Annotated in this window: 19 protein-coding genes and 1 pseudogene; 13 read left to right on the top strand and 7 right to left on the bottom strand. The window is 65.8% G+C overall.

What is annotated here, in order from left to right:
* Nucleotides 1–25: 25 nt before the first annotated feature.
* Nucleotides 26–4,211: pseudogene (hrpA, locus tag C8C92_RS22240) on the top strand (ATP-dependent RNA helicase HrpA).
* Nucleotides 4,212–4,293: 82 nt separating this feature from the next.
* On the opposite strand, the gene C8C92_RS22235 reads toward hrpA, so the two are convergent.
* Nucleotides 4,294–4,878 (bottom strand): PRC-barrel domain-containing protein, encoded by a 585-nt coding sequence (locus C8C92_RS22235; RefSeq protein ID WP_116745266.1) that lies wholly within the window; start codon nucleotides 4,876–4,878, stop codon nucleotides 4,294–4,296.
* A gap of 238 nt (nucleotides 4,879–5,116) precedes the next feature.
* Here C8C92_RS22235 and C8C92_RS22230 point away from each other — a divergent pair, with 238 nt between their 5' ends.
* The 3 genes from C8C92_RS22230 (at nucleotide 5,117) to C8C92_RS22220 (ending at nucleotide 9,931) form a co-directional block, all read left to right on the top strand.
* Nucleotides 5,117–6,316, top strand: a complete 1,200-nt coding sequence (locus tag C8C92_RS22230; protein ID WP_116745265.1) for a PHB depolymerase family esterase — start codon at nucleotides 5,117–5,119, stop codon at nucleotides 6,314–6,316.
* 283 nt (nucleotides 6,317–6,599) lie between these two features.
* Nucleotides 6,600–7,814, top strand: a complete 1,215-nt coding sequence (locus tag C8C92_RS22225) for an MFS transporter (RefSeq protein WP_116745264.1) — start codon at nucleotides 6,600–6,602, stop codon at nucleotides 7,812–7,814.
* A gap of 83 nt (nucleotides 7,815–7,897) precedes the next feature.
* Entirely contained in the window at nucleotides 7,898–9,931 is a 2,034-nt protein-coding gene (locus tag C8C92_RS22220) for a GNAT family N-acetyltransferase (protein ID WP_116745263.1), read from the top strand.
* A 34-nt stretch (nucleotides 9,932–9,965) separates the two neighbouring features.
* Here the strand turns inward: C8C92_RS22220 and C8C92_RS22215 are convergent, their stop codons facing one another.
* A complete protein-coding gene (locus tag C8C92_RS22215; protein ID WP_099764451.1) occupies nucleotides 9,966–11,231 on the bottom strand; it encodes a putative Na+/H+ antiporter in 1,266 nt (421 codons plus the stop codon).
* A gap of 206 nt (nucleotides 11,232–11,437) precedes the next feature.
* Between C8C92_RS22215 and imuA the strand changes: the two genes are divergently transcribed.
* The 4 genes from imuA to C8C92_RS22195 all read left to right on the top strand — a co-directional run bounded on the left by imuA (nucleotide 11,438) and on the right by C8C92_RS22195 (nucleotide 15,190).
* Nucleotides 11,438–12,148 (top strand): translesion DNA synthesis-associated protein ImuA, encoded by a 711-nt coding sequence (gene imuA, locus C8C92_RS22210; protein ID WP_099764452.1) that lies wholly within the window; start codon nucleotides 11,438–11,440, stop codon nucleotides 12,146–12,148.
* Entirely contained in the window at nucleotides 12,078–13,565 is a 1,488-nt protein-coding gene (locus tag C8C92_RS22205; protein ID WP_099762718.1) for a DNA polymerase Y family protein, read from the top strand. Before imuA ends, C8C92_RS22205 begins: the two co-directional genes overlap by 71 nt.
* 92 nt (nucleotides 13,566–13,657) lie before the next feature.
* Nucleotides 13,658–14,362, top strand: a complete 705-nt coding sequence (locus tag C8C92_RS22200) for a glutathione S-transferase N-terminal domain-containing protein (protein ID WP_099762721.1) — start codon at nucleotides 13,658–13,660, stop codon at nucleotides 14,360–14,362.
* 69 nt (nucleotides 14,363–14,431) lie between these two features.
* The gene (locus tag C8C92_RS22195; RefSeq protein WP_116745262.1) at nucleotides 14,432–15,190 is read left to right on the top strand and encodes an alpha/beta hydrolase; all 759 of its coding nucleotides are present in this window, start codon (nucleotides 14,432–14,434) and stop codon (nucleotides 15,188–15,190) included.
* A gap of 71 nt (nucleotides 15,191–15,261) precedes the next feature.
* On the opposite strand, the gene C8C92_RS22190 is transcribed toward C8C92_RS22195, so the two are convergent.
* The 5 genes from C8C92_RS22190 to C8C92_RS22170 are packed head-to-tail and all read right to left on the bottom strand — an operon-like array spanning nucleotide 15,262 to nucleotide 21,785.
* Nucleotides 15,262–15,612 (bottom strand): hypothetical protein, encoded by a 351-nt coding sequence (locus tag C8C92_RS22190; RefSeq protein WP_096238637.1) that lies wholly within the window; start codon nucleotides 15,610–15,612, stop codon nucleotides 15,262–15,264.
* Between the two features lie 42 nt (nucleotides 15,613–15,654).
* Nucleotides 15,655–18,867, bottom strand: a complete 3,213-nt coding sequence (locus tag C8C92_RS28005) for a CHAT domain-containing protein (RefSeq protein ID WP_165829522.1) — start codon at nucleotides 18,865–18,867, stop codon at nucleotides 15,655–15,657.
* The gene (locus C8C92_RS22180; RefSeq protein WP_116745260.1) at nucleotides 18,864–20,564 is read right to left on the bottom strand and encodes a caspase family protein; all 1,701 of its coding nucleotides are present in this window, start codon (nucleotides 20,562–20,564) and stop codon (nucleotides 18,864–18,866) included. Before C8C92_RS22180 ends, C8C92_RS28005 begins: the two co-directional genes overlap by 4 nt.
* Nucleotides 20,561–21,175: a hypothetical protein gene (locus tag C8C92_RS22175; protein ID WP_116745259.1), complete on the bottom strand. Its 615-nt coding sequence runs from the start codon at nucleotides 21,173–21,175 to the stop codon at nucleotides 20,561–20,563. Before C8C92_RS22175 ends, C8C92_RS22180 begins: the two co-directional genes overlap by 4 nt.
* A complete protein-coding gene (locus C8C92_RS22170) occupies nucleotides 21,168–21,785 on the bottom strand; it encodes an RNA polymerase sigma factor (protein ID WP_116745258.1) in 618 nt (205 codons plus the stop codon). The genes C8C92_RS22175 and C8C92_RS22170 overlap by 8 nt, the downstream gene beginning before the upstream one ends.
* Before the next feature lie 287 nt (nucleotides 21,786–22,072).
* Here C8C92_RS22170 and C8C92_RS22165 point away from each other — a divergent pair, with 287 nt between their 5' ends.
* The 5 genes from C8C92_RS22165 (at nucleotide 22,073) to C8C92_RS22145 (ending at nucleotide 26,773) form a co-directional block, all read left to right on the top strand.
* Nucleotides 22,073–22,294 carry a helix-turn-helix transcriptional regulator gene (locus tag C8C92_RS22165; protein WP_165829521.1) on the top strand — a complete coding sequence of 74 codons (222 nt, stop codon included), beginning with the start codon at nucleotides 22,073–22,075 and terminating at the stop codon, nucleotides 22,292–22,294.
* Between the two features lie 144 nt (nucleotides 22,295–22,438).
* Nucleotides 22,439–22,897, top strand: a complete 459-nt coding sequence (locus tag C8C92_RS22160) for an Hsp20 family protein (protein ID WP_100874057.1) — start codon at nucleotides 22,439–22,441, stop codon at nucleotides 22,895–22,897.
* A gap of 266 nt (nucleotides 22,898–23,163) precedes the next feature.
* Nucleotides 23,164–24,672, top strand: coding sequence for a Do family serine endopeptidase (locus C8C92_RS22155; protein WP_116746089.1), 1,509 nt, complete (start codon nucleotides 23,164–23,166; stop codon nucleotides 24,670–24,672).
* Nucleotides 24,673–24,770: 98 nt separating this feature from the next.
* Nucleotides 24,771–25,430 carry a response regulator transcription factor gene (locus C8C92_RS22150; RefSeq protein ID WP_010400558.1) on the top strand — a complete coding sequence of 220 codons (660 nt, stop codon included), beginning with the start codon at nucleotides 24,771–24,773 and terminating at the stop codon, nucleotides 25,428–25,430.
* 2 nt (nucleotides 25,431–25,432) lie between these two features.
* The gene (locus tag C8C92_RS22145) at nucleotides 25,433–26,773 is read left to right on the top strand and encodes an ATP-binding protein (RefSeq protein ID WP_071075926.1); all 1,341 of its coding nucleotides are present in this window, start codon (nucleotides 25,433–25,435) and stop codon (nucleotides 26,771–26,773) included.
* Nucleotides 26,774–26,820 lie beyond the last annotated feature (47 nt).

Raw genomic sequence — 26,820 nt, 5'->3', positions numbered from 1 at the left:
CGCTTAAAATACCTGTAAAAAAACAATGTCTTCAGCCAGCAATAAGTCTTCCCCTTCTTCCACCGTTGCAAATGTGCCCGCCAGCGCGGATATTGCCACGCCTGCCGCTACGCCTGCGCAGGGCCGCCAGCGCCCGCCCGTGAGCCAGCAAAGGCCGCAGCCGCCGCGCACGGACCAACAGAAACAGCAACAGCAGCAGCGCGCGCCGCGTCCGCCGCGCGAGGGGCAGGAAAGCCGCGAAAGCCGTGATGCAGCGCGCGCCGCGCGCGAGGCGGAAAAGGCTTTCCGCAATCCGCTGCCACCGATTACGTATCCGGAAGACTTGCCCGTCTCGGGCCGGCGCGCCGAAATCGCCAAGGCCCTGATGGAAAACCAGGTGATCATCGTCTCGGGCGAGACGGGTTCCGGCAAGACGACGCAGTTGCCGAAGATTTGCCTGGAACTGGGACGTGGCCAGAAGGGCATGATCGGCCACACGCAGCCGCGGCGTATCGCCGCTTCCTCGACGGCCAAGCGCATCGCGCAGGAACTCGGTACGCCGCTGGGCGAAACGGTGGGCTTCAAGGTGCGCTTTACCGACACCCTGAGCCGTGGCGCCTCCGTCAAGCTGATGACGGACGGTATCCTGCTGGCCGAGACGCAGACCGACCCGCTGTTGAAAAATTACGACACCATCATCATCGATGAAGCGCACGAACGCAGCCTGAACATCGATTTCCTGCTCGGTTATCTGAAACAGCTGCTGCCGCGCCGGCCCGATTTGAAAATCATCATCACCTCGGCCACCATCGATGCGGAACGCTTCTCGCGCCATTTCGGCACACCGGGAAAACCCGCGCCCGTGATCGAAGTGTCGGGCCGTCTGTACCAGGTGGAAGTGCGCTACCGTCCCGTGGAGCGCGAACAGGTGGCCATGCCCGGTTCGGGTGCGAACGCCGGATCGGGAGCAGACCGGCCGGGCCAGCGCACGGCCGCTGCGCGCGAAAAGCGCGACCTGATGGATGCCGTCGTCGATGGCGTGGAAGAGCTGTGCCGCATCGGCTCGGGCGACGTGCTGGTGTTCTTGCCGGGCGAGCGCGAAATTCGCGACTGCGCCGAAGCGCTGCGCAAGCACCATCCGCCGCACGTGGAAATCTTGCCGCTGTTCGCCCGTTTGTCGGCCGAGGAGCAGGAGCGGGTCTTCAAGACCAGCAATGCGCGCCGCATCGTGCTGGCCACCAACGTGGCGGAAACCTCGCTGACCGTGCCCGGCATCCGCTACGTGGTCGACGCGGGCCTGGCGCGCGTGAAACGCTACAGTTATCGCAACAAGGTGGAGCAGCTGCAGGTCGAGCCGATCGCCCAGTCGGCCGCCAACCAGCGCGCCGGGCGTTGCGGCCGCGTGGCCGATGGCGTCTGCATCCGCCTGTACGAAGAGCAGGATTATTTGCTGCGGCCCAAATTCACGGAGCCGGAAATCCTGCGCTCTTCGCTGGCGGCCGTCATCCTGCGCATGAAATCCCTGCACCTGACGGACGTGGAAACCTTCCCCTTCATCGAGCCGCCGCTGGCGCGCGCGGTGGCCGACGGTTATCAATTGCTGCAGGAACTGGGCGCCGTCGATGAAGTCAATCAACTCACGCCGCTGGGCAACAAGCTGGCCAAGCTGCCGCTCGACCCGCGCGTGGGCCGCATGATTTTGGCCGCGCTCGATAACGCGTGTCTGACGGAAGTGCTGATCGTCGCCGCGGCCCTGTCCGTGCAAGACCCGCGCGACCGGCCGATGGAGCACCAGCAGGCGGCCGACGAGGCGCACAAGAAGTTTGCCGATGAGAAGTCGGAATTTTTGAGCTACCTGAAAATCTGGCGCTGGTTCGAGTCCGCCATCGAGCACAAGAAAACCAACCGCCAGCTGCAGGACAATTGCCGCACGAATTTCCTGTCGCAGATGCGCTTGCGCGAATGGCGCGACGTGCATTCGCAGTTGCTGACCATCGTCAAGGAGCAGGGCTGGCGATTGAATGAGGCACCGGCCACCTATGACAACCTGCACATGGCTTTGCTGACCGGCTTGCTGGGCAATATCGGCTTCAAGGGCGAAGACGAGCCGGGTGCCGGGTATCTGGGCGCGCGCGGCATCAAGTTCCATATCTGGCCCGGTTCCTCGCTGCTGAAAAAGCCGGGCAAGTGGATCATGGCGGCCGAACTGGTCGACACCACGCGATTGTATGCGCGCTGCGTGGCGCAGATCCAGCCCGAGTGGCTGGAAAAAGTCGGCGAACATTTGCTGAAAAAATCGTGGGGCGAGCCGCGCTGGGAAAAACGTTCGGCGCAAGTGACGGCTTCGGAACGCGCGACCTTGTATGGCCTGGTGGTGTACAGCCAGCGCCGCATCAATTACGGCAATTTCAACTTGCCGGAAGCGCGAGAGATTTTTCATCCGCGACGCCCTCGTCGGCGGCGACTTCGACACGCGCGCGCCGTTTTTTGCGCACAACCACAAGCTGATCAAGGACATTGAAAACCTCGAACACAAATCGCGCCGCCTGGACGTGCTGGTCGACGATGAATTGATCGCCGCCTTCTATGACCAGCTGCTGCCGGCGGACGTGTGCAATGGCGCCGGTTTCGAGAAGTGGCACAAGGAAGCCACGCGCGAGAACCCGAAGCTGCTGTATCTGAACCGCGAAGAGCTGATGCGCCACGAGGCGGCCGGCGTGACCACCGACTTGTTCCCGAAAACCATGTCCGTGACGGGCCTGGAAATGGGCCTGACGTATCACTTCGAGCCGGGCAGCGTGCGCGATGGTGTAACCTTGTCCGTGCCGCTGTATGCGCTGAACCAGTTGCCGCGCGAGCGCTGCGAATGGCTGGTGCCGGGCATGCTGAAGGAAAAAGTGCATCTGCTATTGAAATCCTTGCCGCAAAAGCTGCGCCGCCACTGCGTGCCGCTGCCTGATTATGCGGCCAAGTTCTGCGAGCGCGTGCATGAAGCGGGCGTGTTTGGCCGCGGTGATCTGATCGACGCCATCATCCTCGACATCCGCACGCAAATTACCATCAACGTGCTGACGACGGACTTCAAGCCGGAAACCCTGCCTGCCCATCACTTCATGAATTTCAAGGTGATCGACGAGCATGGCCGCCAGCTGGACATGGGCCGCAACCTGGCCACCCTGCAGGCGGAATTCGGCGGCCAGGCGCGCCAGAGTTTCCAGAAGCTGGCCGAAGTGTCGGGCGTGTCGGGCACGGGCACGCCCGGTGCCAAGGTGGCGGGCGCGCAAGTGGCGTCGCGGCTGCAGGCACAGAGCGCTACAGTGGTAGCAGGCAAGGGCGCGTCCGCCGCTGCCGCGCCGGTACCGCCGAATGCCACCGTCTCGCAGCACATGGGCTTGACGGCCTGGACCTTTGGTGAATTGCCGGAGCTGCTCGAAATCGTGCAGGGCAAGCTGACCCTGATCGGCTTCCCCGCGCTGGTCGACAAGGGCACGCATTGCGATCTGGAAGTGTTTGACGACCCGACCGTGGCCGCGCGCACGCACAAGGTCGGTTTGCGCCGCCTGTTCGCGTTGCAAATGAAGGAGCAGATCAAATACGTCGAGAAAAGCATCCCTGGCCTACAACAGATGGGCATGCAGTTCATGGCCCTGGGGTCGCAGGAAGAGTTGCGCGAGCAAATCATCAACAAGGCGCTCGACATCGCTTGCCTGCAAGATCCACTGCCGCTGGACGCCGCCTCGTTCGCCAAGCGCCAGGCGGAAGGCAAGTCGCGCCTGGTCTTGCTGGTCAATGAAATCGCCCGTTTGCTGTCGCAAGTGCTGACGGAATTCCACGGTTTGCCCAAGCGCCTGCAGAATATACCCGCAGCGGCGGCCACCGATATCCAGGCGCAGCTGCAAGGACTCGTGCATAAACGCTTCCTGACGGAAAACGAGTACACGCAGCTGGCGCACTTCCCCCGTTATCTGAAAGCGATCAATGTGCGCCTGGAAAAACTGCGCGCCGACCCCGCGCGCGACACCAAGCTGATGGCCGAATGGCAATCGGCGGCCGCGCCGTATTTGCGTCAGGCCAAGGATCGCCAGGCCGGCAAGAATACGGACCCGAAACTGGTCGAGTTCCGCTGGATGCTGGAAGAGCTGCGCGTATCGCTGTTTGCGCAGGAGTTGCGGACGCCGATGCCTGTTTCTGCTAAAAGGTTACAGAAAGTATGGGAGTCCATGCAGCGGTAGGTTCACCCCCAAGCAAAGACTGGGGTCGTACCCTCAGGGTACGACCCCGGCCCTTGCCTGTCGGGTTTGTCTGCCTGGTCCCTTAACTACGCTCGTCGCGCCCATCATCGCTGAGCGATGAGCGCGAGTCGCCCTGGCTGCTGCCCGTGCCGGCGCGGCTGCCGCTCATGGAGGTGCCGGACATGCTGCCGTCGCTGCCCGATTGCAAGCTGGCGCCACCGCGCAGGTCGCTGCTGGACTGCATGCGGCCCGCTGCCATGACACCGCTGCCGTAGCGCGTGCCGCTGCCATAGAACGCGTCCATCTGCTGGTTCCACGCATCGCTGCCCATGTCGGGCCAGTTGTTCTTGTCGAAACCGGGTGCGTCTTTCAGCTGGTTTTTTTCCACGTTGAGCAAGAAGCGCTTGTTGACGGGGTCCAGGGTCAGGCGTTCCCAGGGCACGGCAAACAGCTTGTCGCCCATGCCCAGAATGCCGCCGAACGACAGCACGGCATAGGCGATCTGGCCCGTGCGCATGTCGAGCATGATTTCCTTGATGTCGCCCAGTTCCTCGTCGCTGTGATTGTAGACATCGTCGCCGAGCAGGGTGTCGGCCCCCATCAGGGCCGGCCCCGGGCCGTCTTGGTTGCGGTACATGCCCAGGATGTCGCGGTCCAGATAGCTCATGGTGTTTTCTCCTCGTGTGAAGTGCTGATCGAACATCCAGAGTAAGCATACGCACCAGGTCGCGCTTGATCTGCCTCAATGGTGCCCAGGGCACTTCTTAAGAGCGCAAGCGCACAGAGCGCGTGGCCAATTGCGGTACTCTATGCTCTCAACCGGGGAGGCCGTACATGCTGATGACGCAACGACGCAATGGGATGGGCAAGCGCCAGGCGCCACGGCAACGCGCAGGCAGGCGTCCATGGTGAAGCCCGCTACCAAGTGGTTGCGCGGCTTGCTGCGCGCCGGCAAGGTGCAGCAGCGCACGGCGACCAAACTGGCCAAGGTGCTGTTCGGGCCCGTGCCGGCCAAGCCCACGCCTAAACCTAAACCCAAACCCCGCAGCAAGAGCGTGGCCAAGCCCAGGCCGACGCCGCGCGCCAGGCCCGCCAGCGACGCCGTGCCCGCGCTGGCGCCGTTTGCCACGCCCCTGTCGCCGCCGCGCGTGCGCAAGCGAACGGCGCCTCCGCCGGGCAAGTGGCTGGCCGCCCACTATGCGCCGTTGCCGGAGCTGGGGAAGTTGCCGGGCCGGCGCCTGGCGTATTTCCTGTACCTGCCCGAGAAGGCGCCCAGCGTCGCCATGCGCAGCCGGGGCCGGCCGCTGCTGGTGATGCTGCATGGCTGCGAGCAGAGCGCCACGCAGTTTGCCGAAGGCACGCGCATGAACCGCCTGGCCGAACGCAAGGGCTATGCCGTGCTGTATCCGCAGCAATCGCTGCGTTCGCATGCGCGCCGCTGCTGGAAGTGGTACGACAAGCTGACGCAGGAGGGTGGCGGCGACGTGCGCCTGATCGTCGGCGCCATCGAGCAAGTGGCGGCCCGCTACGCGATCGACCGCGCGCGCATCTATATCTGCGGCATTTCCGCCGGCGCCGGCATGGCGCATATCGTGGCCCTGAACCATCCCCATCTGTTTGCCGCGCTGGGCCTGCATTCGGGACCCGTGTTTGGCGCCGGGCATAACCTGATCGGCGCGCTGGGCGTGATGCAGCATGGCGCTGCCGCCCGTGCCGACGTGGCCATCGATGAAGTGCTGGCGCGCCAGCCCGCGTTTCCCCGCCTGCCGACCATCCTGCTGCAAGGGCTGGCCGACAAGGTGGTGCGGCCCATTAACCAGACGCAGCTGGTACGCCAGAGCGTGCGCGTGAACCGCCTGCCAGCCGATACCTTGGTGACGGCGCAGCGCCTGCCGGGCGGCGCGGCGGGCGGGCGCAATCCGGCCCATGCGTACGCGCTGCACGATTATCAGGTGGGCCAGGAGGTGCTGCTGCGCGTGGCGCAGGTCGAGCACCTTGAACACGCGTGGAGCGGCGGCGACGCCAGCCTGCCGTTCAATGACAAGGCCAAGCCCGACGCCAGCAAGATGCTGCTCGATTTCTTCGCCAGCCACCGCCGCCGCTAAGCCAGCCTGCCGCGCGTCGCAACGGCGCGGCAGGCACTGGTACGCATCGCTACTGCCTTCCCCCATCGCCGGCCGTGCCCTCCTGGGCCCCGGCAGCGCCTGCCGTGCTGCCCTCGATTTTTCAAGTGGTATTGCTGCGGTATTTAAAATTCACAAAAAAAGGCGATAAAAATCCTAACTGGTATACAATTGGTACACGTTTTCAGTGTAATCCGTGTCCGCCGTCCCATGCCCCGACGGCCGGCATGCACTGACGGCAGCCACCCACGTTACGGAACGCACCATGTCCATCCAGTCCAGGCAGTTGCTGTGGTTTTTTGCGTTTTTCCTCGTCTTTGAACTGAATATCTATCTGTCGAACGACATGATCATGCCGGCCATGCTGGGCATCGTCGGCGAGTTCCAGGCGGAGGCAAAATTCGTCCCCTTGTCCCTGAGCCTGTATCTGCTGGGCGGCAGTTCGCTGCAGATTTTCCTCGGTCCCCTGGCCGACACCATCGGCAAGCGCAAGCTGGTGCTGACCGGCAATACCTTGTTCTTGCTGGCCACCTTGGCCGTGCCATTTGCCACTTCCATCGAGCAATTTCTCACTGCGCGCTTCATCCAGGGCATGGGTTGCTGCTTCATTTTCGTCGGCTATGCCATGATCCATGAACTGTTCGACGACATGGCTGCCGTCAAGCTCAGCAGCATTCTGTCGAGCACCACCATCCTCGCGCCCCTGGCCGGCCCCATCCTCGGCAGCGCCATCATCAGCCGGCTCGACTGGCGCTACGTGTTTTTCCTCTCCGGCCTGCTGGCGTTGCTGTCTCTGCTGGGCCTGTTCAAGAGCATGCCGCGCACGGTGCCGACCGTCACGCGCCTGGACCTGGCCGCCATCGTGCGCAGCTATGCCGCCATTTTCAGCAACGGGCGCTTCATGTTCGGCATGTTCACGGCCGGGCTGGCCACCGTGCCCCTGACGGCCTGGATCGGTTTTTCGCCCCTCTTCGTGCTGCACGAGATGGGCGCCTCCTACGCCACGTATATCGCGCTGCAATGCGTGATTTTGTCCGGTTTTGTGTTCAGCAGCATCGCCATCCAGCGCCTGCGCCAGGATTTCCCCCTCGTCCATCTGCTGCGCCTGGGCGGACTGATCGCGGCGGCCGGCATGCTGGGCGCGGGCCTGGGGCGCCATCACGTGGATGTATTTGCCGCTTGCATGTTTGTCTATTCCATCGGCTTCGGCCTGTTCAACGGCGCCCTGATCCGCAGCGCGCTCACGGCCAGCAAGGAATCGATGACATTGACGACGGCCGCCATGAGCTTGCTGTATTGCATTTATCTGTCCGCCTGGCTGCAGCTGTACAACGTGCTGTGCCAGCGCTTCGGCTATGCGCTGGAAACGTATGCGCTACTGAATATCCCCGTCATCGTGGTCATCGCCGCCTGCCTGCTGCTGTTTACGCGGGGCATGGCGGGGCGCGGGGAAGGCGCGGTGCGGCTGGCCCGGCACTGATGGCGCCACGCTGCGCATGTTCCCGCCCTTGTTTTACCTCCTGCGACGTTGATTGACACTCTCCTGTGGAAAATGGTGCGCCCATGAAAATAGATGACCTGGCTTCAAAACACGATCAAGTAAAGATTTTCAGCCTGGAATACGAGTTCCGTATCCACCGGCTGAAACTCGATTACATCACCCTGGCCGATGTCCGGCCGGCCGGCAGCGACCTGGAACAACTGGCCGCGGAGCACCAGGCGGGCATCGCCGCCCTGCGCAGCTTTGTCGCCGGAAATTTTACGTATTTCAATGCGGCAAGCTGTTCCTCGCTGAGCTGCATTCCCACGCGCGCGCTGGGCGACGACGAGCGCTACCTGCACCGCATCTGGATGGGCGGGCCCTTGCCGGCCATCGCCTGTGAAGCGATTGGGCAGTGGGGCGCGGCGCTCGACGAGGTGCGGCACAACGGCGGCGCGCCGTATGTCTCCATCCTGTGGGTCTGGGATGCGCAGCAGCTGCGCCATGACGCGCGCTTCAGCCCCACGGGCGGTGCCGGGCGCTACACGATAGGCCGCTACGCCATCGGCGGCACGACGCTACACATCAACTCGCTGCGCGCGCTGGCGCTGGACTTTGCGCCGGCCCGCTTCGATATCCTCGATACCCTGCATGCGCAGCGCTACTTCGCCACCCTGTCCGATTATTTCCGCATCCTCATCATGTGCGAATACGGCGGCATGTACATGGATGTCGACACGATTCCGCACAATCCGGCGACGATTTTCCTGATGCAGCCGGAAGTACCCGATTATTTCCAGCGCAACGCTGATGACAGCGAAGAGCGCCGGCATGTCAGCTGGATGAATCTGTTTCTCGATGAAACGGGCATGCTGATCGCCAAGAAGAACGACGCCGCGCTGCGTGTGATCCAGCGCAATGTGAACCTCGCGTATGCGGGTATCGATGGGGAAATTCCCCGTTCCTGCCCGCAATTCGAAGCGCAGCTGTTCGGCCAGTTCTATGCCGAATGGAAGAAAAACCTGGGCGTGACCCTGCTCAGCCATGCCGAGTTTTACCAGCGCTATTGCGTGCTGTATGACGGCAGCAAGGAAGCGGTGGCGGGCGGCATCCGCGGCATGCGCTTGCTGGACGATATCATTACCGAGATACACATCCCCTTGAGCGACGAGGAGCGGCGCGCGTATGCGCGCTGCGTGGCGCGGCTCGATGAACTCGACTGGCAACTCGACGATCCTTTGCGCCTGCCCGACATCGTCGATGTATTCGACATCGAGGAAGTGCCGCGCATGGCGTATGCGGCCCAGCTGCGGGCGGACATCGAGCATTTTCACTATTACTCGGTGCTGTCGAACGACCCGCAGCTGGACCGCGTGAATGTCGTCTTTTGCCGCTACCTGCTGGCCCACCGTTCACAGCATATTGCCGCCGGCGCTTTCTGGCGACCCACCGTGGGCCGCCACGGCAGCCGCATGCCGGCCATCGGCGATGCGGCCCCGCCAAGTGATGAGGCGCAGGCGGGCTTGCTGTCGCATGCGCCGCTCAAGCTGGTGGCGGGTGAACTGCTGGGCGACGAGGTGAAGAACCGCATGGCCAAATTGCTGTTTGCCACCAGCTACCTCGAATACTGTTCTTTTGGAAATAAACTCAATCTGCAGTTCGTCGAGCTGCAGCGGCGGCAAAACATCGACCCGTATCTGGCGCACATTCACGGCTTGCATGACGAGGATGGGCGCTTCATCGGCTTTTTCACGGCCGCGACGATGGATGAGTTCCAGGCCTGCGGCGCCGTTTCATATTACCGCGACGACATGAAGGCGCTCGACGATGCGTATGACGCCTTCGTGCTCGCGCATGCGCGCGCCGACGACTGTTTCGTCAGCAGCCTGGCCATCGACGAGAAATACCGGGGCCAGGGCTTGTTCAGGCAAATGTTCCATGAAATACGCGACCTGGCCAGCCGCAAGGGCTGTGCGCGCATCACGCTGACGGTGTGGGAAAAGAGCGAAGCGCTGCACGTGTATCTGCACAAGGGGTTTCGCAGCGTGGGCACGTTCGACTATGCCTACAGCCTGTTCTATGACCGGCTGCATTTTCTCGTGTACGAAGGCGATTAAAGCGGCGGCCAGGGTGGCCGCCGCATTGCGGTGACTACAACGCCAGGAAGGCCAGGGCCGCCACGGCCGTCGGCAGCAGGGCGCCGGCCAGCAGGCCGACGGCGCCGATCGATTCATCCTTGAAGCCGCGGCGCAGCAGGGATACGCCGGCCGGATTCGGCGCATTGGCGATGACGGTCAGGCCGCCACCGGCCACGGCGCCAGCCACCAGCATGTACTTTGCTTCGTCCGTCATGCCGACGATCAGCGAACCGAGGTAAGTCAGGGCCGCATTGTCGGTAATGGCCGTCAAGCCCAGGGCGCCGAAGAACAGGGCTAGCGGTTCCAGGCTGGAGACGATGGGTTGCAGCCACCATTGCTGCATGCCGCCCAGTACCACCAGGCCGCCCAGGAAGAAGCCGACCAGCAAGCCTTCCTTGAGGATCAGCGGGCTTTGATAACGCTCATACGCTTGTACGAAGCCGAGGAAGAACAGGAACAGGCCGAAGAACAGCACGGGATGGTGCGCCAGGGCCACCACGCCGGCCAGTACGATCATGTGCACGAGGCTGACGGCCAGCGGCACTTTCGGCGCTTCTACTTCGCCGGCTTTCGGCTTGATATCGGAGGTGTTGCTGTGCAGGTATTTGCGCAGCAAGATGCTCACGCCCGTGGCGTTGACCAGCACGGCGATGGCGGCTTTCCAGCCGAAATGGCTGGCCATGTAGGCGCTGTCCCAGTTCCACGTGGTGGCCACCATCAGCACGGGCGGGGCCGCGTACGAAGTCAGGGTGCCGCCGATGGAAACGTTGACGAACAGCACGCCCAGCGCGCCATATTTCAGCCATTCGGGGATGCCCGGACGGAAGATTTGCGGCGCCAGCATCAGCGCGGCCAGGGTCATGGCGGCCGGTTCCGTGATCATCGAGCCCGTCAGGGGCACGAGCGCCAGTCCCAGCCAGACGAGGGCCAGTTCCGTGCGCAGCGGCATCACGCGCGCCACGCCCTTGAGCAGGCGCTGCACGGCGTCGAGCACGGGGCGCGAGGCGGCCACCACCATGACGACAAAGACGAACAGCGGTTCCGTGTACTGGCGCGATTCGGCATACTCGATGGCCGCCTCGCCGCCCGAGACAAAGGCCATGATGATGATCAGTATGAAGGCCCAGAAGCCGAACACGACTTCCACTTCGCCCAGCAAATGCAGCAAGCCCGCATGGCGGGGGTGGCGCTGCGACAATGTTTCAAACGACTTGGCGGCGAAGGTGTGGATGAGCGCAAGGCCGAAGACGATGGCGCTGATGAGTTGGATGGTAGTCAAATGCATTTCCTTATGGACGGAGGAAGCCGACTGGTACTTTGCCAGACGGTAAGGAGAGTGCTTATGGTACAGCAATCGATGCCAGAAACGGGGTTTTTCGGACATGGCGGAGCGGCCCCGGGCACGCTATCCGACAGATAATCCTTGCCAAAAGCGGGACTGGATAGTACTGTATATGCATACAGTATTTATCTCTCTATCTAATGATGCAACATTCACAATTGATGGCCTCGCCGGAAGCCTTGCACCCGTCTTTATGGCGCGCATCGCAGCTGGGGCAGGGCGCCACGCGCTGCCTGGACACGGGCTTTGCCGCCCTGTCGGCGCAGCTGCCCGGCGGCGGCTGGCCCAGCGGCAGCCTCATCGATCTGCTGGTGCAGCAGCCGGGCAGCGGCGAATTGCGGCTGCTGGCGCCCGCGCTGGCGCAGCTGCCGGGCTTGCCCATCGTGCTGCTGCAGCCACCGCATCCGCCGCAGGCGCTGGCCCTGGCCGCGCAGGGTCTGGCGCCGTCGCAACTGCTGTGGCTCAAAAGCGCCGGCAGCAAGGATGCCTTGTGGGCAGCGGAAAACATCTTGCGCAGCGGCAGTTGCGGCGCCTTGCTGTTCTGGCAGTCGCACGTGCGCGCCGACAGCCTGCGCCGGCTGCACCTGGCCGCGCAAGGCGGCAACACCCTGTTCTGCATGCTGCGCCCCTTGCACGGCGCGCAGGATGCGTCGCCGGCGCCGCTGCGCCTGTCCGTGCGCCCGGCCGCCGGCGGCATCGAGATCGGCTTCATCAAGCGCCGGGGGCCGCAGCGCGACGCGCCCCTGTTCCTGCCCCTGCAACCTCCTTCATTATTGCGACGCCATGCGACTCTGGATCGGCCTGTGCCTGCCCCGGCTTCCGCTCGAAGTGTTTTGCCCGCGCTGGTCGGCTGACCAGCTGGGCGTGGTGCTGGAGCAGGAGCAAGTGATGGCCCTGTCGCCGCTGGCGCGGGCGGCCGGCGTCAAGCCGGGCATGCGCCGTGGCGGCGTGCTGATGCTGGCGCCGCAGGCGCGCCTGCACGAACGCTCGCCCGAACTGGAAGCGCAGGCCCTGCAAGCGGTGGCGCTGGCGCTGCTGCAATACTCGCCGCTGGTGGCGCAGGGCGAGGAAGCGACCCTGCTGGTCGACGCGGGCGCCAGCCTGCGCCTGTTCGGCGGCGTGCGCGCCCTGTGCCGGCAGATTGCGGCCAGCTTGCGCGCGCTGGGCTATACGGCCCAGCTGTCGTGTGCGCCCACGGCGCGCGGCGCCTGGCTGCTGGCGCGCGCCGGCACGCGCCGGGGCCGGACCTTGAGCATGGCCAGTCTGGTGCGCCGCCTCGACGGCCTGCCGTGCGCCTTGCTGCCGCCCGCACGCCCCTGGCTCGATTGGTTCGAGGGCATCGGCTGCCGCACCCTGGGGCAGCTGCGCCACTTGCCCCGGCCCGGCTTGCAGCGCCGTTGCGGCGCCGCCGTGCTGGAGATGCTCGACGACGCGCATGGCCACAGCACGGAACTGTTCGTCTGGCTCGAAGCGCCGCCCACGTTTCGCGCCAGCCTGGAATTGTTCGACCGCGTCGAGCACGCGGACGCGCTGCTGTTCGGCGCGCGCCGCCTGCTGCAGCAAATGACGGGCTGGCTGTGCGCGCGGCAATTTGCCGTCGAGCGCATACAGCTGCTGCTGGCGCACGAGCGGGGCAGGGTGGCGCGCGCGCCCACCGTCATCGACCTGGCGCTGGGCGAGGCCGTCTGGCGCGACGAGCACCTGGTACGTTTGCTCAAGGAGCGCCTGGCGCAGCTGGTGCTGGACGCCCCCGTGATCGGCCTGACCCTGGAAGCGCTGCAGGTGCAGCCGATGGCGCCGCCCAGCGAGAGCCTGTTTCCCGAGCCGGGCGGCACGCCGCAGGAGCGCCAGCGCTTGCTGGAATTGCTGGTGGCGCGCCTGGGCACCGAGAATGTCTTGCAGGCAGTGCCGCGCGCCGATTACCGGCCCGAAGCGGCCAACCAGTGGCTGCCGCTGCCGGCCAAGCCCGTTTCAAGAAGCGCGCTGCCGGACTTGCCGCCCGGCTTGCCCGGCATGCCCCGTCCCGGCTGGCTGCTGGCCCAGCCCATCGCCCTGTTGATGCGCGAGCACCGGCCCTTCTATGGCTCGCCCTTGAAAATGGTGTCTGTCGCCGAGCGCATCGAGGCGGGCTGGTGGGGCCAGTCGCAGGCGCGCGATTATTTTATTGCGGAAGGACGCGACCATGCCCATTACTGGGTCTACCGCGAACGCATCGCCGGCAGCGCAGAAGACGCCGCGCCGCGCTGGTTTTTGCATGGCTTGTTTGGCTGAATGTGCTGTCCTGCTGAAACGGCCATGCTTGGCTATACTTGCTTTCTTGCTTTCTTGCTTGCGCTGCGTCAACCACTTGAATAAGGATTTCCATGTCCCAACTTTCCGACTTCCCCATCACCGAAAAATGGCCTGCACTGCATCCCGAGCGCCTGCAGCTGTATTCGCTGCCCACGCCGAACGGCATCAAGGTCTCGATCCTGCTGGAAGAGCTGGGCCTGGCGTACGAGCCGCACCTGGTCAGCTTCGAGCAGAACGAGCAGCTGTCGCCCGCCTTCCTGTCGCTCAATCCGAACAACAAGATTCCCGCCATCCTCGACCCGGACGGTCCCGGCGGCCAGCCGCTGGCGCTGTTCGAGTCGGGCGCCATCCTGCTGTACTTGGCGGAAAAGACGGGCAAGTTCCTGCCGCAGGACGCGGGCCTGCGCTATGAAACAATACAATGGCTGATGTTCCAGATGGGCGGTATCGGCCCCATGTTTGGCCAGGTGGGCTTCTTCCATAAATTCGCCGGCAAGGACTACGCAGACAAGCGTCCGCTCGAGCGCTATCTCGGCGAGGCCAGGCGCCTGCTGGGCGTGCTCGAGCAGCGCCTGCAGGGCCGCGACTGGATCATGGGTAGCCAGTACACGATTGCCGACATCGCCATCTTCCCGTGGGTGCGCTGCCTGGTGGGTTTCTATGGTGCCGGCGACCTAGTCGGTTTTAGTAACTTCCCCAACGTGCAGCGTGCGCTGGACGCTTTCCTGGCCAGGCCTGCCGTCATCAAGGGCGTCGACATCCCATCGCGTGGCTAAAACAGCTGTGGCCTGACGGCGCTACAATGCGCCATCGGCCGCGCTGCGCGGCAGCTTTGATCTGAGACAATGAAATCCACCCGGCAAGATTTTCCCGGCGCGCACGGCCATGTGCTGGCGGCGCGCCTCGACGCGCCCGACGGCGCCATCCGCGCCTACGCGCTGTTCGCCCACTGTTTTACCTGCGGCAAGGACGTGCTGGCCGCGCGGCGCATCGCGCAAGGCTTGACGCAACACGGCATCGCCGTGCTGCGCTTCGACTTCACGGGACTCGGTGCCAGCGAGGGCGAGTTTGCCGCCACGAATTTCTCGTCGAACGTGGACGACCTGCTGGCTGCCGCCGATTTTCTGCGGGCAAAACATGCTGCGCCGCAATTGCTGATCGGCCACAGCCTGGGCGGCGCCGCCGTGCTGGCCGCTGCCGCGCAAGTGCCGGAAGCGACCGCCGTGGTGACCCTGGCCGCGCCCAGCACGCCCGCGTATGTCACGCGCATGTTCAGCGCGCACCTGGAGCAAATCGCCGCCGAGGGCGAGGCGCTGGTGCAGCTGGAAGGGCGGCCATTTCGCATCCGCCAGCAATTCGTCGACGACGCGGGCAGCCACAGCCTGAAGGCTCACATCGCCGGCCTGCGCCGCGCCCTGCTGGTGATGCACGCGCCGAACGACACGACGGTGAGCCTGTCGAACGCGATGGATATCTTTACGGCCGCGAAGCACCCGAAAAGTTTTGTTTCGCTCGACGATGCCGACCATTTATTGACGGGGCGCGATGACGCAGCGTATGTCGCCAATGTGATTGCCGCCTGGAGCGCGCGCTACCTCTTCTAAATTCTTACCCATGAAAAACGCCGCGGCAGCAGAAGCTGGCGCGGCGCAGATGGTGTTGATAGCTTGAAAGATCAGTCTTCGTCAAACTCGGCCGAAAGATCCTTCCAGCCTTTACTGATGGCAAAGGCGGAAAATTCCTCGGGCGCTTCCAGGACGATCAGTTTCTTGTCTTGCAAGCCCAGGTCGCCATGGCCGAAGTCGGGGCCCACGTAGCCGAGGCTGCGCAAGCGGGCCAGGATGTGGCCGACCAGGGTCTTGTCCTTGCAGGCGCCCGCTTCGAGCGGAGCGGCGAAATCGACGTAGACGTCGATGATGCCGTAGCCTTCGTCGAAGATGCGGATGGCCTTGATGTCGTGGGCACGGCCGGAGCCGTCGGTGGCCTTGAAGGGGCCGCTGAGCTGGATGTCGGTGTCATTATTCATGCCGCCAGCATACACCAAAAACGGCCTTGCGTCGTGCGGCGCTCAGGAGCCGAGCAGGATGAAACCGGCCCAGTAGAAAGGATGGCCGCGCGTCTCGCCGCTGCCGCCGGCGGAGTCGAGCGGCGTCAGGCCCCGCGTCGCCGTGACGGCGTGCCGGGCGGCGCGGATCTGCCGCAACTGCGCCTGGCGCAAGGCTTGCGGCTTACCCTTGCCTTGCGCCAGCGCCGCATAAAAATCGCCCATCAGGGTGGCCGTCGACTGGTCCGACACGCGCCACAAACTGGCCAGCACATTGCGCGCGCCGCGCTGGCGGGCCAGCCAGGCCAGCCCTTCCAGTTCGCGTCCCGTGGCATCGGTGCCGGCCGGCACGGCCGTTTCGCAGGCCGACAGGGTGAGCAGGTCCAGGCCGGCGAAGCGGTAGCCGTCCTGCGCCAGTTCCGCCAGGCTGAGTTTGCCGCCATCGCCCAGCAACAGGTAGGAGTCCGCGCCCATGCCCGAGCGCAGCACGAAATGGCTGGCGATATGGACGCTGCTGTTGGCGGGCAGCGCGCGCTGCAGCGCCGCGCCGGTGAAGTCGCCATCGAGGTAGATCTGGCTGGGGATGCGCGCAGCATGTCCGATCGCCTGCACGGCGCGCAGTTCGCGCTGCACGAAGGGCAGCGCCGGCAGTTCGCCGCTGGCGCGTGTCTGGCCGAACAGGGCAAGCGATGGCGCGCGGCGCGGCGCTGCTTGTGCGCCGGCCTGTTCATCGCCGCTGGCATGCAGCGAGACGGGCAGCCGTTCGACCAGCCAGCGGCGCCCGTCATGCAGCATGGCGAACGGCAGGTAGCGCAAGACGCCGCCCAGCGATAGCGACAGCGAGGTGGCGCCGTCCAGTTCCCGGCTGGCCGGCGCCAGCAGCAGCGTATACAGCGCCTGCGCATCGGCGCGCGCGTCCTGTCCCGGGTCTTGCGCGCTGCGGCGCAGGCGGGCGATGCGCTGCGCCAGCGCGCGCTCGTCGATGGCCACGTCGTGGATGGTGCTGCCGCTCCGTCCGCCGCGCTGCGCGACGATGCGCAGGCGCGTGTCGGTAACCAGATAAGTCAGGTGCAGCACGCCCCGCTTGAGCGGTGCGGCCCGCGCCATGCCAGCCTTGCCGGCCGGCGCGGGCGTGGCTACACTGCCGGCCGGCAGCGCCGCCAGCGCCTCGGTGGCGCCATCGAGCAGCAGCGCCATGGCGTCGTTTGCCCGCCGCCATGCGTCGTCGGCTTGCGCCACGCCCTGCGCCTGGCGTTCGCGCGCAGCGGCCAGCGCCTGGGCGCCTGCGCGCAGGGCGGCGGCGCGCGTTTCGAACTGGCGCTGCCATTCGCCCTCGGCGCCCGTGTAGCCGAGGCGCGTGGCGCGCGGATCGGGGGCGCTGCGCACCAGGCTGTGGAATTCGTCCTCGCGTACCATGGCCAGCACGGTTTCCGCTTCGTGGATGCGGCGCTGGTCGAGCAGCCGGTCCGCCAGCTGGCCGTAGGCGGCGCGTTTTTGCCGCACAAAGCCCTGCCGCAGCGGCACCGGCAGGCTGGCCGCGCCGGCGCGCGTGGCTTGCAGCGCATTGACCGCCTGTTTGCCGAGGAAAATGCCGGCCGCGTCCGGTTCCAGCGCGCCCAGCTGCGCCGCCGCCCGCGCTTCGAGCATGCTCTGTTCAGTCGCCATGCCGATGGCCAGTGCGCGTGCCGACTGCGACCGCGCCGTGGCGGCATCGCCCGCGCGCGCATTGAGTCCGGCCGCGTCCAGCAAGGCCTGTGCATGGGCGGGATGGGCCGCGCCGCGCGTGGCGGCCAGCTGCTGCGCCATGGCGCCCGCCTCGCGCGCCAGCGCCTGCAGTTCGGCCGCGCCGATGCCGGCGTGCTCCGCGCGCGCCAGCAGGTGCGCCTGGCGCACCGTGTCGAGCATGCCGGCCGTGGCGGGAGGCGTTTGCAGCAGCCGCGCCTCCAGGTCGGCCAGTGCCGTTTCCGCCTCGTCCTGGAGTCCCAGCGCGGCCTGTGCCTGCGCCGCCAGCAGCAGCGCATCGGCTTCGTCGGCCGGCAGCGCCTGGCCGCCGGACATGGCCAGCCGCGCCGCCGCCTGCGCCGCTTCCAGCGCCTGCTGGTACTGCCCCAATGCCATGCGCGCGCTGCCATGCGCGAGCTGGTGCGCGGCGCAGGTGGCGGCGGCCGCGCCATACACGGCGCGGCAATGCTCGAGCGCGGCGGCGGCGGCCACTTCCGCTCGGCCCAGCTGATTGTCCGCCAGTGCCGTCAGCGCCACGTCCTGCCAGGCGCTGACGGTGTTGGCATGGCGGTCGCCGAACAGGGTGCGGCGGATGCGCAGGCCGTCCTCGGCTTCCTGCCATGCCTTGCCGCTTTCGCCCAGGCGCAGGTGGATGCCGCTCAGGCGGTTCAGGGCCACGCTGGCCTGCATCGAGTCGGCCCCCGAGCGCTGCACCGCCATGGCCAGCGCGCGCTGGGCGAACGCCAGCGCCTGGCGGTCGTTGCCGCTCAGGGTGTACCAGTTGGCCATGTCGGTCACGCTGGTTTGCGTCTCGGTGCGGTTGTCGCCGAAGGCCGCCAGGCGTATCCGGTAGGCGCGCTCCAGGTAGCCGTAGGCTTCTTCCATGCGGCCCATGCGCAGCAGCAGCACGCCCACGTCGCGCATGCCCCACGCATGGTCGGTGCTGTCCTCGCCCGAGGTGCGGGCCCACGTTTCCATGGCTTGCCGCGCATACGGCAGGCCGCGCGCATATTCCTTGGTCTGCAGCGCCACGCCGGACAGGTTGGACAGGCTGGTGCCATACGATACCGTGTCCTTGCCGATCAGGCGGGCTTTCGCCGCCAGCGCGATGTCGCCCCATTGCCAGGCCAGATCGAAGCGGCTCCACTGGCGGTACAGGTACATCAGTTCACTCGGGTAGTACATGCTTTCGCGTCCGGGATCGCCGTCGTCCAGCGCCTGGCGGATGGCCCAGCCTTCCAGCAAGGCCTGTTCGCTCTCGGCGTAGCGGTTGAGCATGTGCAGGCTCTGGCCCACGCCCAGCAGGCCGGTGGCGATGCCGGCCCGGTCGTCCGCCGCGCGGCAGGCGGCCACGCTGCGCTGGAACAGGGGCAGCGAGACGGCCGGCTGTTCCTTCTCGTTGGCATCGTTCGCCTGCGCCAGCCATGGCGCGATGACGGCCTGGCAGGTACCGGCCGATGCCGTTTGCGGCAAGGCCGATACGGCCAGCAGCAGGCCCAGGACGAGGCGCCTCATTGGACGGAGCGCCAGGACAGCCGGGCCACCTGTGCCTGGTCGGGGTTGCCCGCTTCCGCCACGGGGACGGCAGCGTCGGCCGCGCCGCGCGTGGCTGGCAGGGCCGGCAACGCTTCGATGATGGCGAAGCGGCGCGGCAGGGTGCCATTTGCCGCCGGTGCCGCCACCAGCGCCAGCCATTCCACGCCATAGTGGGGGCCGCTGACGACGAAGCTGCGCTCGAAGCGGCTGATGCCGGCGCCGATGGCGGGCGGCATGCGGTTGCTGTCGCCGTCGAGGGCCGGATAGATGCGCGTGGCGGGGCCGTCCAGCGGCAAGTGCGCCAGGCCCAGGTCGACGGAAGCGGCGCTGCGGTTTTCCACGCTGAGGCGGATGCGCGTGCCGGCCGGCAGCACGCCGAGGTCGCCATCGGCGAAGGCCAGCTGGCGCGGCGCCTTGCCCGGCAGGGTCAGTTCGATGCGCGCGTCGAGCAGGGGCGGGCCAGGCGTGGCGGGCAGCGCCAGCAGGGCGGCGAGACGGCCCGGGCGTATCGATCCCGCAGGCAGCGGCGCGGGCGTGCGGCTGGCCCAGCCCGCTGCGGCGCCTGCACTGTCCGGTAACAGCGTCAGCCGCGTTTCTCCCCAGCCGACCGTGGCGGCGCGCCAGTGCGCGCCAGCCTGCCGGAACAGGTCGCCCTCGCGTATGCCGTCGAGCAGACCATACGGCACATGCCAGCCCTGCGCATTGCGCTGCACGGGCCACAGCGGCGCAGGGCCGCTACCGCCGCCCTGCCACAGCGGTGCATCGAGCGCCCCCGCATACACGGGCGAAGGCCAGGCCGAGCGGGGCAGCTGGTAAGCCTGCAATGCGCTCTTGTATTGCTGCGTGGCGGCGCCGGCCCACATGGCATAGGTTTGTGGCTGGTGCTGCAAGGCGGCGATGACGGCCCGGGTAAACAAGCCCGCTGCCAGACCCGGCGTGGCGGGCGTGGCGGCTTCCGGCGTGCGCTGCTGGGCTTCGGCGGCGAAAAAGGCGACATGACGGGGCCGCGCCTGCGGTTCGTCTGGTGGCGTGCCCTTGCCAGGGGCCGGGCGCCAGCCGATGTCGCTCGCCGCCAGCCCCCGCCACGCCAGGCCGTCGCCGCTGCGCGTGCCGGCCGCCGCATGGCAGGTATCGAATATAGCCACGACCTGTGTCTGCCGCACGGCAAACGCATCGATGGCGCGCCCCAGTTCGCTGCTGCCGACGCCGCCATCGAGCTGCCGCCCCTGGTGGCTGACCTGGCTGTCGCGCGTCAACAAGCGCGTGCGCCGTCCTTGCGGCGCGGCTGCCTGGCCCGGATAGACGGGCAGCAGCACGCTGTGGCCCGACCAGTACAGCAGCAGGACATCGTCCTTGCCCAGCGTCTTTTCCAGCTGCGCCAGGCGCGCCAGGATGGCCGCGCGCGTGGGCGCCTGGCTGGCGCCCGCATCATCGGCCAGGCGGTAGATATGTTCATCGGCGAAACCCTGTTGCCGCAACGCCGCGCGCATGGCGTTCACGTCGGCCGTGGGACCGGCCAGCCAGCTGCTGCGCGGCATGGCGGGCAAGGTACCCACGCCGATCAGCAGCGCGTGGCGTTCGCCGGCCAGCGCCGCGCCGCTCAGCAGGTAACTCAGCAGGTAACTCAGCAGGTAGCTCAGCAGTAGTGAGCGCCCCCAGCGCCGCCTGTTTTTCATGGCGTCCCTGGCCCGCTGGCGAGCGATGCCGCCGCCACCACGCCACTGGCCCGCAGGCTTTGCAGGGCCGCCTGCGGGTCGGCCGCATCGAGCAGATAGCCGTGGTCAGGCAGGGGACCGGCGACGATGCCTGCCTGTGCCTGCTCCAGCGCTGCAGCGACCTGGGCCATGCTGGCGGTTGGCAGGAATTGCACGCGCAGGCTGGCCGGCGGCGCCACTGCACCTGGCACGCTGCGCCAGCGCAGTTGATCCGCCGGGGCAGCTTGCTGCCACAGCAGCCACGCCTGTCCTATGCACAGGCTGGCCAGTGCCGTGATGGCCACTGGCGCCAGTGCAGGCAGCGCCAGGCGCTGGTAGCAGCGGCGCCAGAAGCCGGGGCGTTCGAGGCGGCGATGCAGTTGCGCCAGGCCGGCGGCGGGATCCATGCTGGCCGCTTCGGCCTCGATGGCGGTGCGGATCTCGCCCAGCCAGCCGGCATCGGCGGCCCAGTCCGGATCGTGTTCCAGCCTGGCGGCGATGCGGCTGGCCACGTCTGCGGGGGCATGGCCATTCAGATAGTCGGGCAGCATCTCGCGCAGCGCCTGTTCCTGAGGATCGATGGACTCAGCCATGGCGGCCGCCTTCCTGGGCAAACCAGCGCTGTATGCACTGGCGTAAGTTGATGCGGCCATGAAACAAGCGCGTCTTGACGGTGCCTTCCGGTGCTTGTTGAATATGGGCAATATCGGCCACCGACAGGTCGTCGATCGCCCACAGGGTCAGGCTTTCGCGCTGCATCGGGTTGCGCAGACGCAGCAGGCATTTCAGCACGGCATGGCGCCGTTGCAGACTTTCCCGCGCCACCTGTGGCCCCGGATCGTGTTCCGCCAGTTCCTGCTGCGCCTGCTCCTCGCTATCGCTGTCGAGCGGCACTTCGCGTGCCAGGCGCTTGCCATGGCGGCGGATCTGGTCGATGGCCTTGTTGCGGGCCAGGGTCAGCAGCCAGGTGCCGAACGCCACCCGGCCGTCGTAGCGCATGGGCGCACGCCAGATAGCGTGGAACACGTCCACCGTGACTTCGTCGGCGACCGCGTGCACATCGAGCCCCGAGCCCGATAGCTGCAGGCGCGCAAACACGCGCACGCGCGGCGACCAGGCGCGATACAGGGCGTCCAGCGCGCGCTGGTCGCCCGACGCCATGGCAGCGAGCAGTTCGGCGGGATTGACAGGCAATGCGCTCATGGTGGCGGGGCAGGGGCAGGTTGAATGGGGGCGGCAGGCAATTGCGTCGTGGCAATTATAGCATCGGGGAAATAGTGCAGTATTGGTAAGGGCGAGGCCTGCAAAGGCGTGGGCGCAGCGGCGGGCGCAATGTCATTGCAAAAAGATTGAACCGGATGGCGGCGCGCTGCGAACAAGAGCATGAAGGGCCGCATTGCAGCTGGTCCGCCAAACCGAAAAGGACAGTCCCATCATGAGAAAACGCGGCAAGACCTTGCGCGATGCCAGCAGGGGTGGGGAGCCAGCCCATGCATGAAAATATGCTCTCCGGCAACGTCGCCATGCAGCGCCTGACGCCAGCCGAGCGGCTGGTGGCGGCCATGGCCATGCGCGGCACGCCCTACAAATCCATCGCCCGCGCGCTCGACAAGTCGCCCGCCACCGTGCGCAACCAGCTGCATATGATTTACCGCAAGCTCGGCGTGAGCAACCGGACGGCGCTGTCCTGCGCCTTGCGCACTGACGACTAGCCTCAAGAATATTTTCGGCACTGGGGCAAAAATCGTCTTTTTCAAGGCCTTGAAGGCCGCTTGATCGTCCTTAGATTGGTAGCAAGCGGATGCTCATGGTGAGGTCCGCCCCTCTTATCGCTTCATTTGAAAAGGATATTTATCATGCGTACTTTTGACCTTGCTCCCCTGTATCGTTCCGCCATTGGCTTTGACCGCCTGGCACAACTGCTCAACGAACAGCGCGCCGATGCACAGCCGAGCTATCCGCCGTACAACATCGAACTGGTATCGGAAGATAAATACCGCATCGTGATGGCATTGGCCGGCTTTTCGCGCGAAGAGATCGATATCATCACCGAACGCGACTCGCTGCATGTCACGGGCCGCAAGCAGAAAGATGGCGTCGAGCGCACGTTCTTGCACCGCGGCATCGCTGCCCGCGATTTCGAACAGCGTTTCCAGCTGGCCAACCATGTGAAGGTCACGGGCGCCACGTTTGAAAACGGCATGCTGACCATCGACCTGGTGCGTGAAGTGCCGGAAGCGCTGAAACCGCGCAAGATCGAGATCGGCACCGGCGGCGATACCGTCAGCGTGCTGGAACAGCGCCAGGCAGCCTGATCTGAGCTGAGCTGACCCCGGCGCCTCTCGGGCGCCCGGGCAGCCAGGAGGGTACCCTCCGATGCAGTAAAATACTGGCCGGTTGATCCGGCCAGTGTCACGTCCAGGCCCTGTATGCCCCTCCATAGCCCGCCATGCGGCGCGCCAGATTAAGCGATGCTTAAAGGCGCCAACGCTTGTTTCCAAATGGAAAAATGTTAAGCACCGCCTAAGACTCGTGGCCCACTATTGCATACATCAAAATCTCATTGAATGAGGAGCAATTCATGGAACAGCAAACGAATACCGCATCGCTGAAAATCAAACGCACCGTAGCCGCGCTGGCCGCGATCGGTGTGCTGGGCGCCGGTGGCGCCATGGTCATGCATCAGAACAATGCCGGCGCGAATACTGCCGCCGCCGCCGCCCCCGTGGCTGCCGCCGTCACGCCTGCCGCCAGCGCGCCGCTGGTGGCCTTGCCCGACTTTAGCCAGATCGCCGCGCGCAACAGCCCGGCCGTCGTCAACATCAGCGTCACGGGCAGCACCAAGGTGGCCTACGACCCCTCGGCCCAGGCCGGCAACGACGACTTCGGCAACGACCCGTTCTTCGAATTCTTCCGCCGCTTCCAGGGGCCGCAAGGCGGCCAGCGCGGTGGCCGCGACGTGCCCACGCACGGCCTCGGTTCCGGCTTCATCGTCAGCCCGGACGGCATCATCATGACGAATGCCCACGTGGTGCGCGATGCGCGCGAAGTGACCGTCAAGTTGAACGACCGCCGCGAATTCCGCGCCAAGGTGCTGGGCACCGATCCGAAGACCGATATCGCCGTGCTGAAGATCGACGCCAATAACTTGCCCATCGTGCCGCTCGGCCATTCGAGCGACCTGAAAGTGGGCGAGTGGGTGCTGGCCATCGGTTCGCCGTATGGTTTCGACAGCACCGTGACGGCGGGCGTGGTCAGCGCCAAGGGCCGTTCCCTGCCTGACGACAGCAATGTGCCGTTCATCCAGACGGACGTGGCGGTGAACCCCGGCAACTCGGGCGGTCCGCTGTTCAATACACGGGGTGAAGTGGTCGGCATCAATTCGCAGATCTACAGCCAGACGGGCGGCTTCCAGGGCCTGTCGTTCGCCATCCCGATCGACCTGGCCGGCCGCATCAAGGACCAGATCGTCGCCACGGGCAAGGCCAGCCATGCCAAGCTGGGCGTGACGGTGCAGGAAGTCAACCAGGGCTTTGCCGACTCGTTCAAGCTGGCCACGCCGGAAGGCGCGCTGGTCGCCAACGTGGAGCGGGGCAGCCCGGCCGACAAGGCGGGCCTGAAATCGGGCGACGTGGTGCGCAAGGTGAATGGCCAGCGCATCATCGCCTCGGCCGACTTGCCGGCCCTGGTGGGTACGTCCTTGCCAGGCGACAAGATCAGCCTCGATGTCTGGCGTGACGGCAAGATCGTCAGCCTGACGGCAACCCTGGGCAATGCGGCCGACAAGGTGGCCGAAGTGGCGAAGAGCGACGGCGCGGCCGGCAAGGTACAGCTGGGCCTGGCCCTGCGTCCGTTACAATCGGATGAAAAACGCGAAGCGGGCATCAGTGCCGGCCTGCTGGTGGAAGACGCCGGCGGCGCGGCGGCGAATGCCGGTGTGCTGCCGGGCGACGTGTTATTGTCGGTGAATGGCCGTCCCGTCAACACGGTCGAGCAGGTGCGCGACGTGGTGGAAAAATCCGCCAAGTCGGTGGCCTTGCTGATACAGCGCGGCCCCGACAAGATTTTTATTCCCGTGCGTTTGGGTTAATGAAAGAAACAAACCCAAGGGCAAATACTGGGGTCGAACCCTCAGGGTTCGACCCCGGCCTTTCGCCTTTGGGGTGAAAAATTGAACAAGGAGCAACCATGCGCTTATTGCTGGTAGAAGACGACACGATGATCGGCGAGGTGGTGCTCGATTTGCTGCGCGCCGAGCATTACGCGGTGGACTGGGTCAAGGACGGCGACATGGCCGATACGGCCCTGCAGACGCAAACCTATGACCTGGTGCTGCTGGACCTGGGCTTGCCGCGCAAGGATGGCCTCGACGTGCTGCGCTCGATGCGTTTGCGCAAGCTCGATACCCCGGTGCTGGTGGCCACGGCGCGCGACGCCGTCGAGCAGCGCATCGCCGGCCTCGATGCGGGCGCCGACGATTACGTCTTGAAGCCGTATGACCTCGACGAATTGCTGGCGCGCATACGTGCCCTGCTGCGGCGCGCCTCGGGCCGTCCGGAACCGATCTTCGAGCACCAGGGCGTGTCCATCAATCCGCTGACGCGCGAAGTGATCGCCGAGGGCCATCCCGTCAACCTGTCGGCGCGCGAATGGGCCGTGCTGGAAGCCTTGATCGCGCGTCCCGGCATCGTGCTGTCGCGCGCGCAGCTGGAAGAAAAACTGTACAGCTGGAAGGATGAAGTCAACAGCAATGCCGTGGAAGTGTATATCCACGGCTTGCGCAAGAAGCTGGGCAGCGACTTGATCCAGAATGTGCGCGGCCTCGGCTACATGGTGCCCAAGGCATGAGGATGAAGGTCACGGTGACGCACTCGCTGCGCGGCCGCCTGCTGTGGTTTTTGCTGGCGGCCATCATCATGGCGGCCCTGGCGCAGGCATCGATCGCCTACCGCAGCGCACTGTATGACGCCGACCAGATCTTCGACTATCACATGCAGCAGATGGCCCTGTCGCTGCGCTCCGGCGCGCCGCTGGCCAACCATGCGCAAGCCTTGCCGGCCGACCCCGTCAACAACGACATGGTGGTGCAGGTGTGGACGCCGGACGGCGTGCAGGTGTTCCGCTCGATCACGCGCGCGGAACTGCCGCAGCGCGCCGTGCTGGGCTTTTCGAATGTGAAGGCCAACGGCACCACTTACCGCATCTTCTCCGTGCAAACCAGTTCCCAGACCGTGCAGATCGCGCAGGACATGGCCGTGCGCAAGCGCATGGCCGGCAGCCTGGCGCTGCGCACGGTGGGCCCCATTGCGCTGATGGCGCCTATCCTGATGCTGGTGGTCTGGTGGGTCGTCAGCGGTTCGCTGGCGCCCGTCTCGCGCGTACGCAAGCAGGTGGCGGCGCGCCAGGCCGATGATTTATCTCCCGTCTCGGAAGCTGGCTTGCCCGACGAAGTGCGCCCCCTGGTGCATGAATTGAATTTGCTGTTCGGGCGCGTCAAAACGGCGTTCGACGCGCAGCAGCATTTCGTCGCCGACGCCGCGCATGAATTGCGCACGCCGCTGGCGGCCCTGAAACTGCAGGTACTCAGCCTGGAGCGGGCCGAATCGGAAGAAAAACGCAGCCTGGCCATTTCCCGCGTGAGCGCCGGCATCGAGCGGGCCACACGCCTGGTCGAGCAGCTGCTGGTGCTGGCGCGCCAGGAGGCGAGCGCCGCCAGCGGCGACCAGCTGCAGGCGGTGGACTTGAACGACGTCGTCAAGCGGGCGCTGGGCGACATGGCCGGCATCGCGCAGGCGCGCAAGATCGACCTGGGCCTGCACCACATGGACCCGGCCAAGGTGGCGGGGCAGGCCGATGCGCTCAACATCATGCTGCGCAACCTGGTCGACAACGCCATCAAATACACGCCGCAGGGCGGCACGGTCGATATCGACCTGCGCGCCAGCCCCGTCGGCGTGACCTTGTCCGTGGAAGACAACGGCCCCGGCATCCCGCCCGAGGAGCGCGAACGCGTCTTCAGCCGCTTCTACCGCGTGCCCGGCACGGACGCCAACGGCAGCGGCCTGGGACTGGCCATCATCAAGGCCATCGCCGAGCGCCATGGCGCGCGCCTGGTGCTGGACAAGTCCGAGCGTCTGGGCGGCCTGTGCGTGCGCGTGGAATTCCCGCAAGCGGAGAAAAGAGCGTTTTGATCATGATCTTTGGCCTGTTGCATTGACGCGCGCGCCGTGGCCCTATA

The sequence above is a fragment of the Janthinobacterium sp. 78 genome, from assembly GCF_003096775.1.
In the GTDB taxonomy this organism is placed as follows: domain Bacteria; phylum Pseudomonadota; class Gammaproteobacteria; order Burkholderiales; family Burkholderiaceae_D; genus Janthinobacterium; species Janthinobacterium tructae.
The sequence above is the reverse complement of the archived record's forward strand: the minus strand, read 5'-3'. Positions and strand labels throughout refer to the sequence as shown.

What these genes read in the sequence shown, in the direction of transcription:
- C8C92_RS22165 (WP_165829521.1), top strand. Translation starts at nt 22,073, where the DNA reads ATGCATGAAAATATGCTCTCCGGCAACGTCGCCATGCAGCGCCTGACG.
- C8C92_RS22235 (WP_116745266.1), bottom strand. Translation starts at nt 4,878, where the DNA reads ATGAGCTATCTGGACCGCGACATCCTGGGCATGTACCGCAACCAAGAC.
- C8C92_RS22190 (WP_096238637.1), bottom strand. Translation starts at nt 15,612, where the DNA reads ATGAATAATGACACCGACATCCAGCTCAGCGGCCCCTTCAAGGCCACC.
- C8C92_RS22150 (WP_010400558.1), top strand. Translation starts at nt 24,771, where the DNA reads ATGCGCTTATTGCTGGTAGAAGACGACACGATGATCGGCGAGGTGGTG.
- C8C92_RS22195 (WP_116745262.1), top strand. Translation starts at nt 14,432, where the DNA reads ATGAAATCCACCCGGCAAGATTTTCCCGGCGCGCACGGCCATGTGCTG.
- C8C92_RS22180 (WP_116745260.1), bottom strand. Translation starts at nt 20,564, where the DNA reads ATGAAAAACAGGCGGCGCTGGGGGCGCTCACTACTGCTGAGCTACCTG.
- C8C92_RS22170 (WP_116745258.1), bottom strand. Translation starts at nt 21,785, where the DNA reads ATGAGCGCATTGCCTGTCAATCCCGCCGAACTGCTCGCTGCCATGGCG.
- C8C92_RS22175 (WP_116745259.1), bottom strand. Translation starts at nt 21,175, where the DNA reads ATGGCTGAGTCCATCGATCCTCAGGAACAGGCGCTGCGCGAGATGCTG.
- C8C92_RS22205 (WP_099762718.1), top strand. Translation starts at nt 12,078, where the DNA reads ATGCGACTCTGGATCGGCCTGTGCCTGCCCCGGCTTCCGCTCGAAGTG.
- C8C92_RS22200 (WP_099762721.1), top strand. Translation starts at nt 13,658, where the DNA reads ATGTCCCAACTTTCCGACTTCCCCATCACCGAAAAATGGCCTGCACTG.
- C8C92_RS28005 (WP_165829522.1), bottom strand. Translation starts at nt 18,867, where the DNA reads ATGAGGCGCCTCGTCCTGGGCCTGCTGCTGGCCGTATCGGCCTTGCCG.
- C8C92_RS22160 (WP_100874057.1), top strand. Translation starts at nt 22,439, where the DNA reads ATGCGTACTTTTGACCTTGCTCCCCTGTATCGTTCCGCCATTGGCTTT.
- C8C92_RS22155 (WP_116746089.1), top strand. Translation starts at nt 23,164, where the DNA reads ATGGAACAGCAAACGAATACCGCATCGCTGAAAATCAAACGCACCGTA.
- C8C92_RS22220 (WP_116745263.1), top strand. Translation starts at nt 7,898, where the DNA reads ATGAAAATAGATGACCTGGCTTCAAAACACGATCAAGTAAAGATTTTC.
- imuA (WP_099764452.1), top strand. Translation starts at nt 11,438, where the DNA reads ATGCAACATTCACAATTGATGGCCTCGCCGGAAGCCTTGCACCCGTCT.
- C8C92_RS22145 (WP_071075926.1), top strand. Translation starts at nt 25,433, where the DNA reads ATGAAGGTCACGGTGACGCACTCGCTGCGCGGCCGCCTGCTGTGGTTT.
- C8C92_RS22225 (WP_116745264.1), top strand. Translation starts at nt 6,600, where the DNA reads ATGTCCATCCAGTCCAGGCAGTTGCTGTGGTTTTTTGCGTTTTTCCTC.
- C8C92_RS22230 (WP_116745265.1), top strand. Translation starts at nt 5,117, where the DNA reads ATGGTGAAGCCCGCTACCAAGTGGTTGCGCGGCTTGCTGCGCGCCGGC.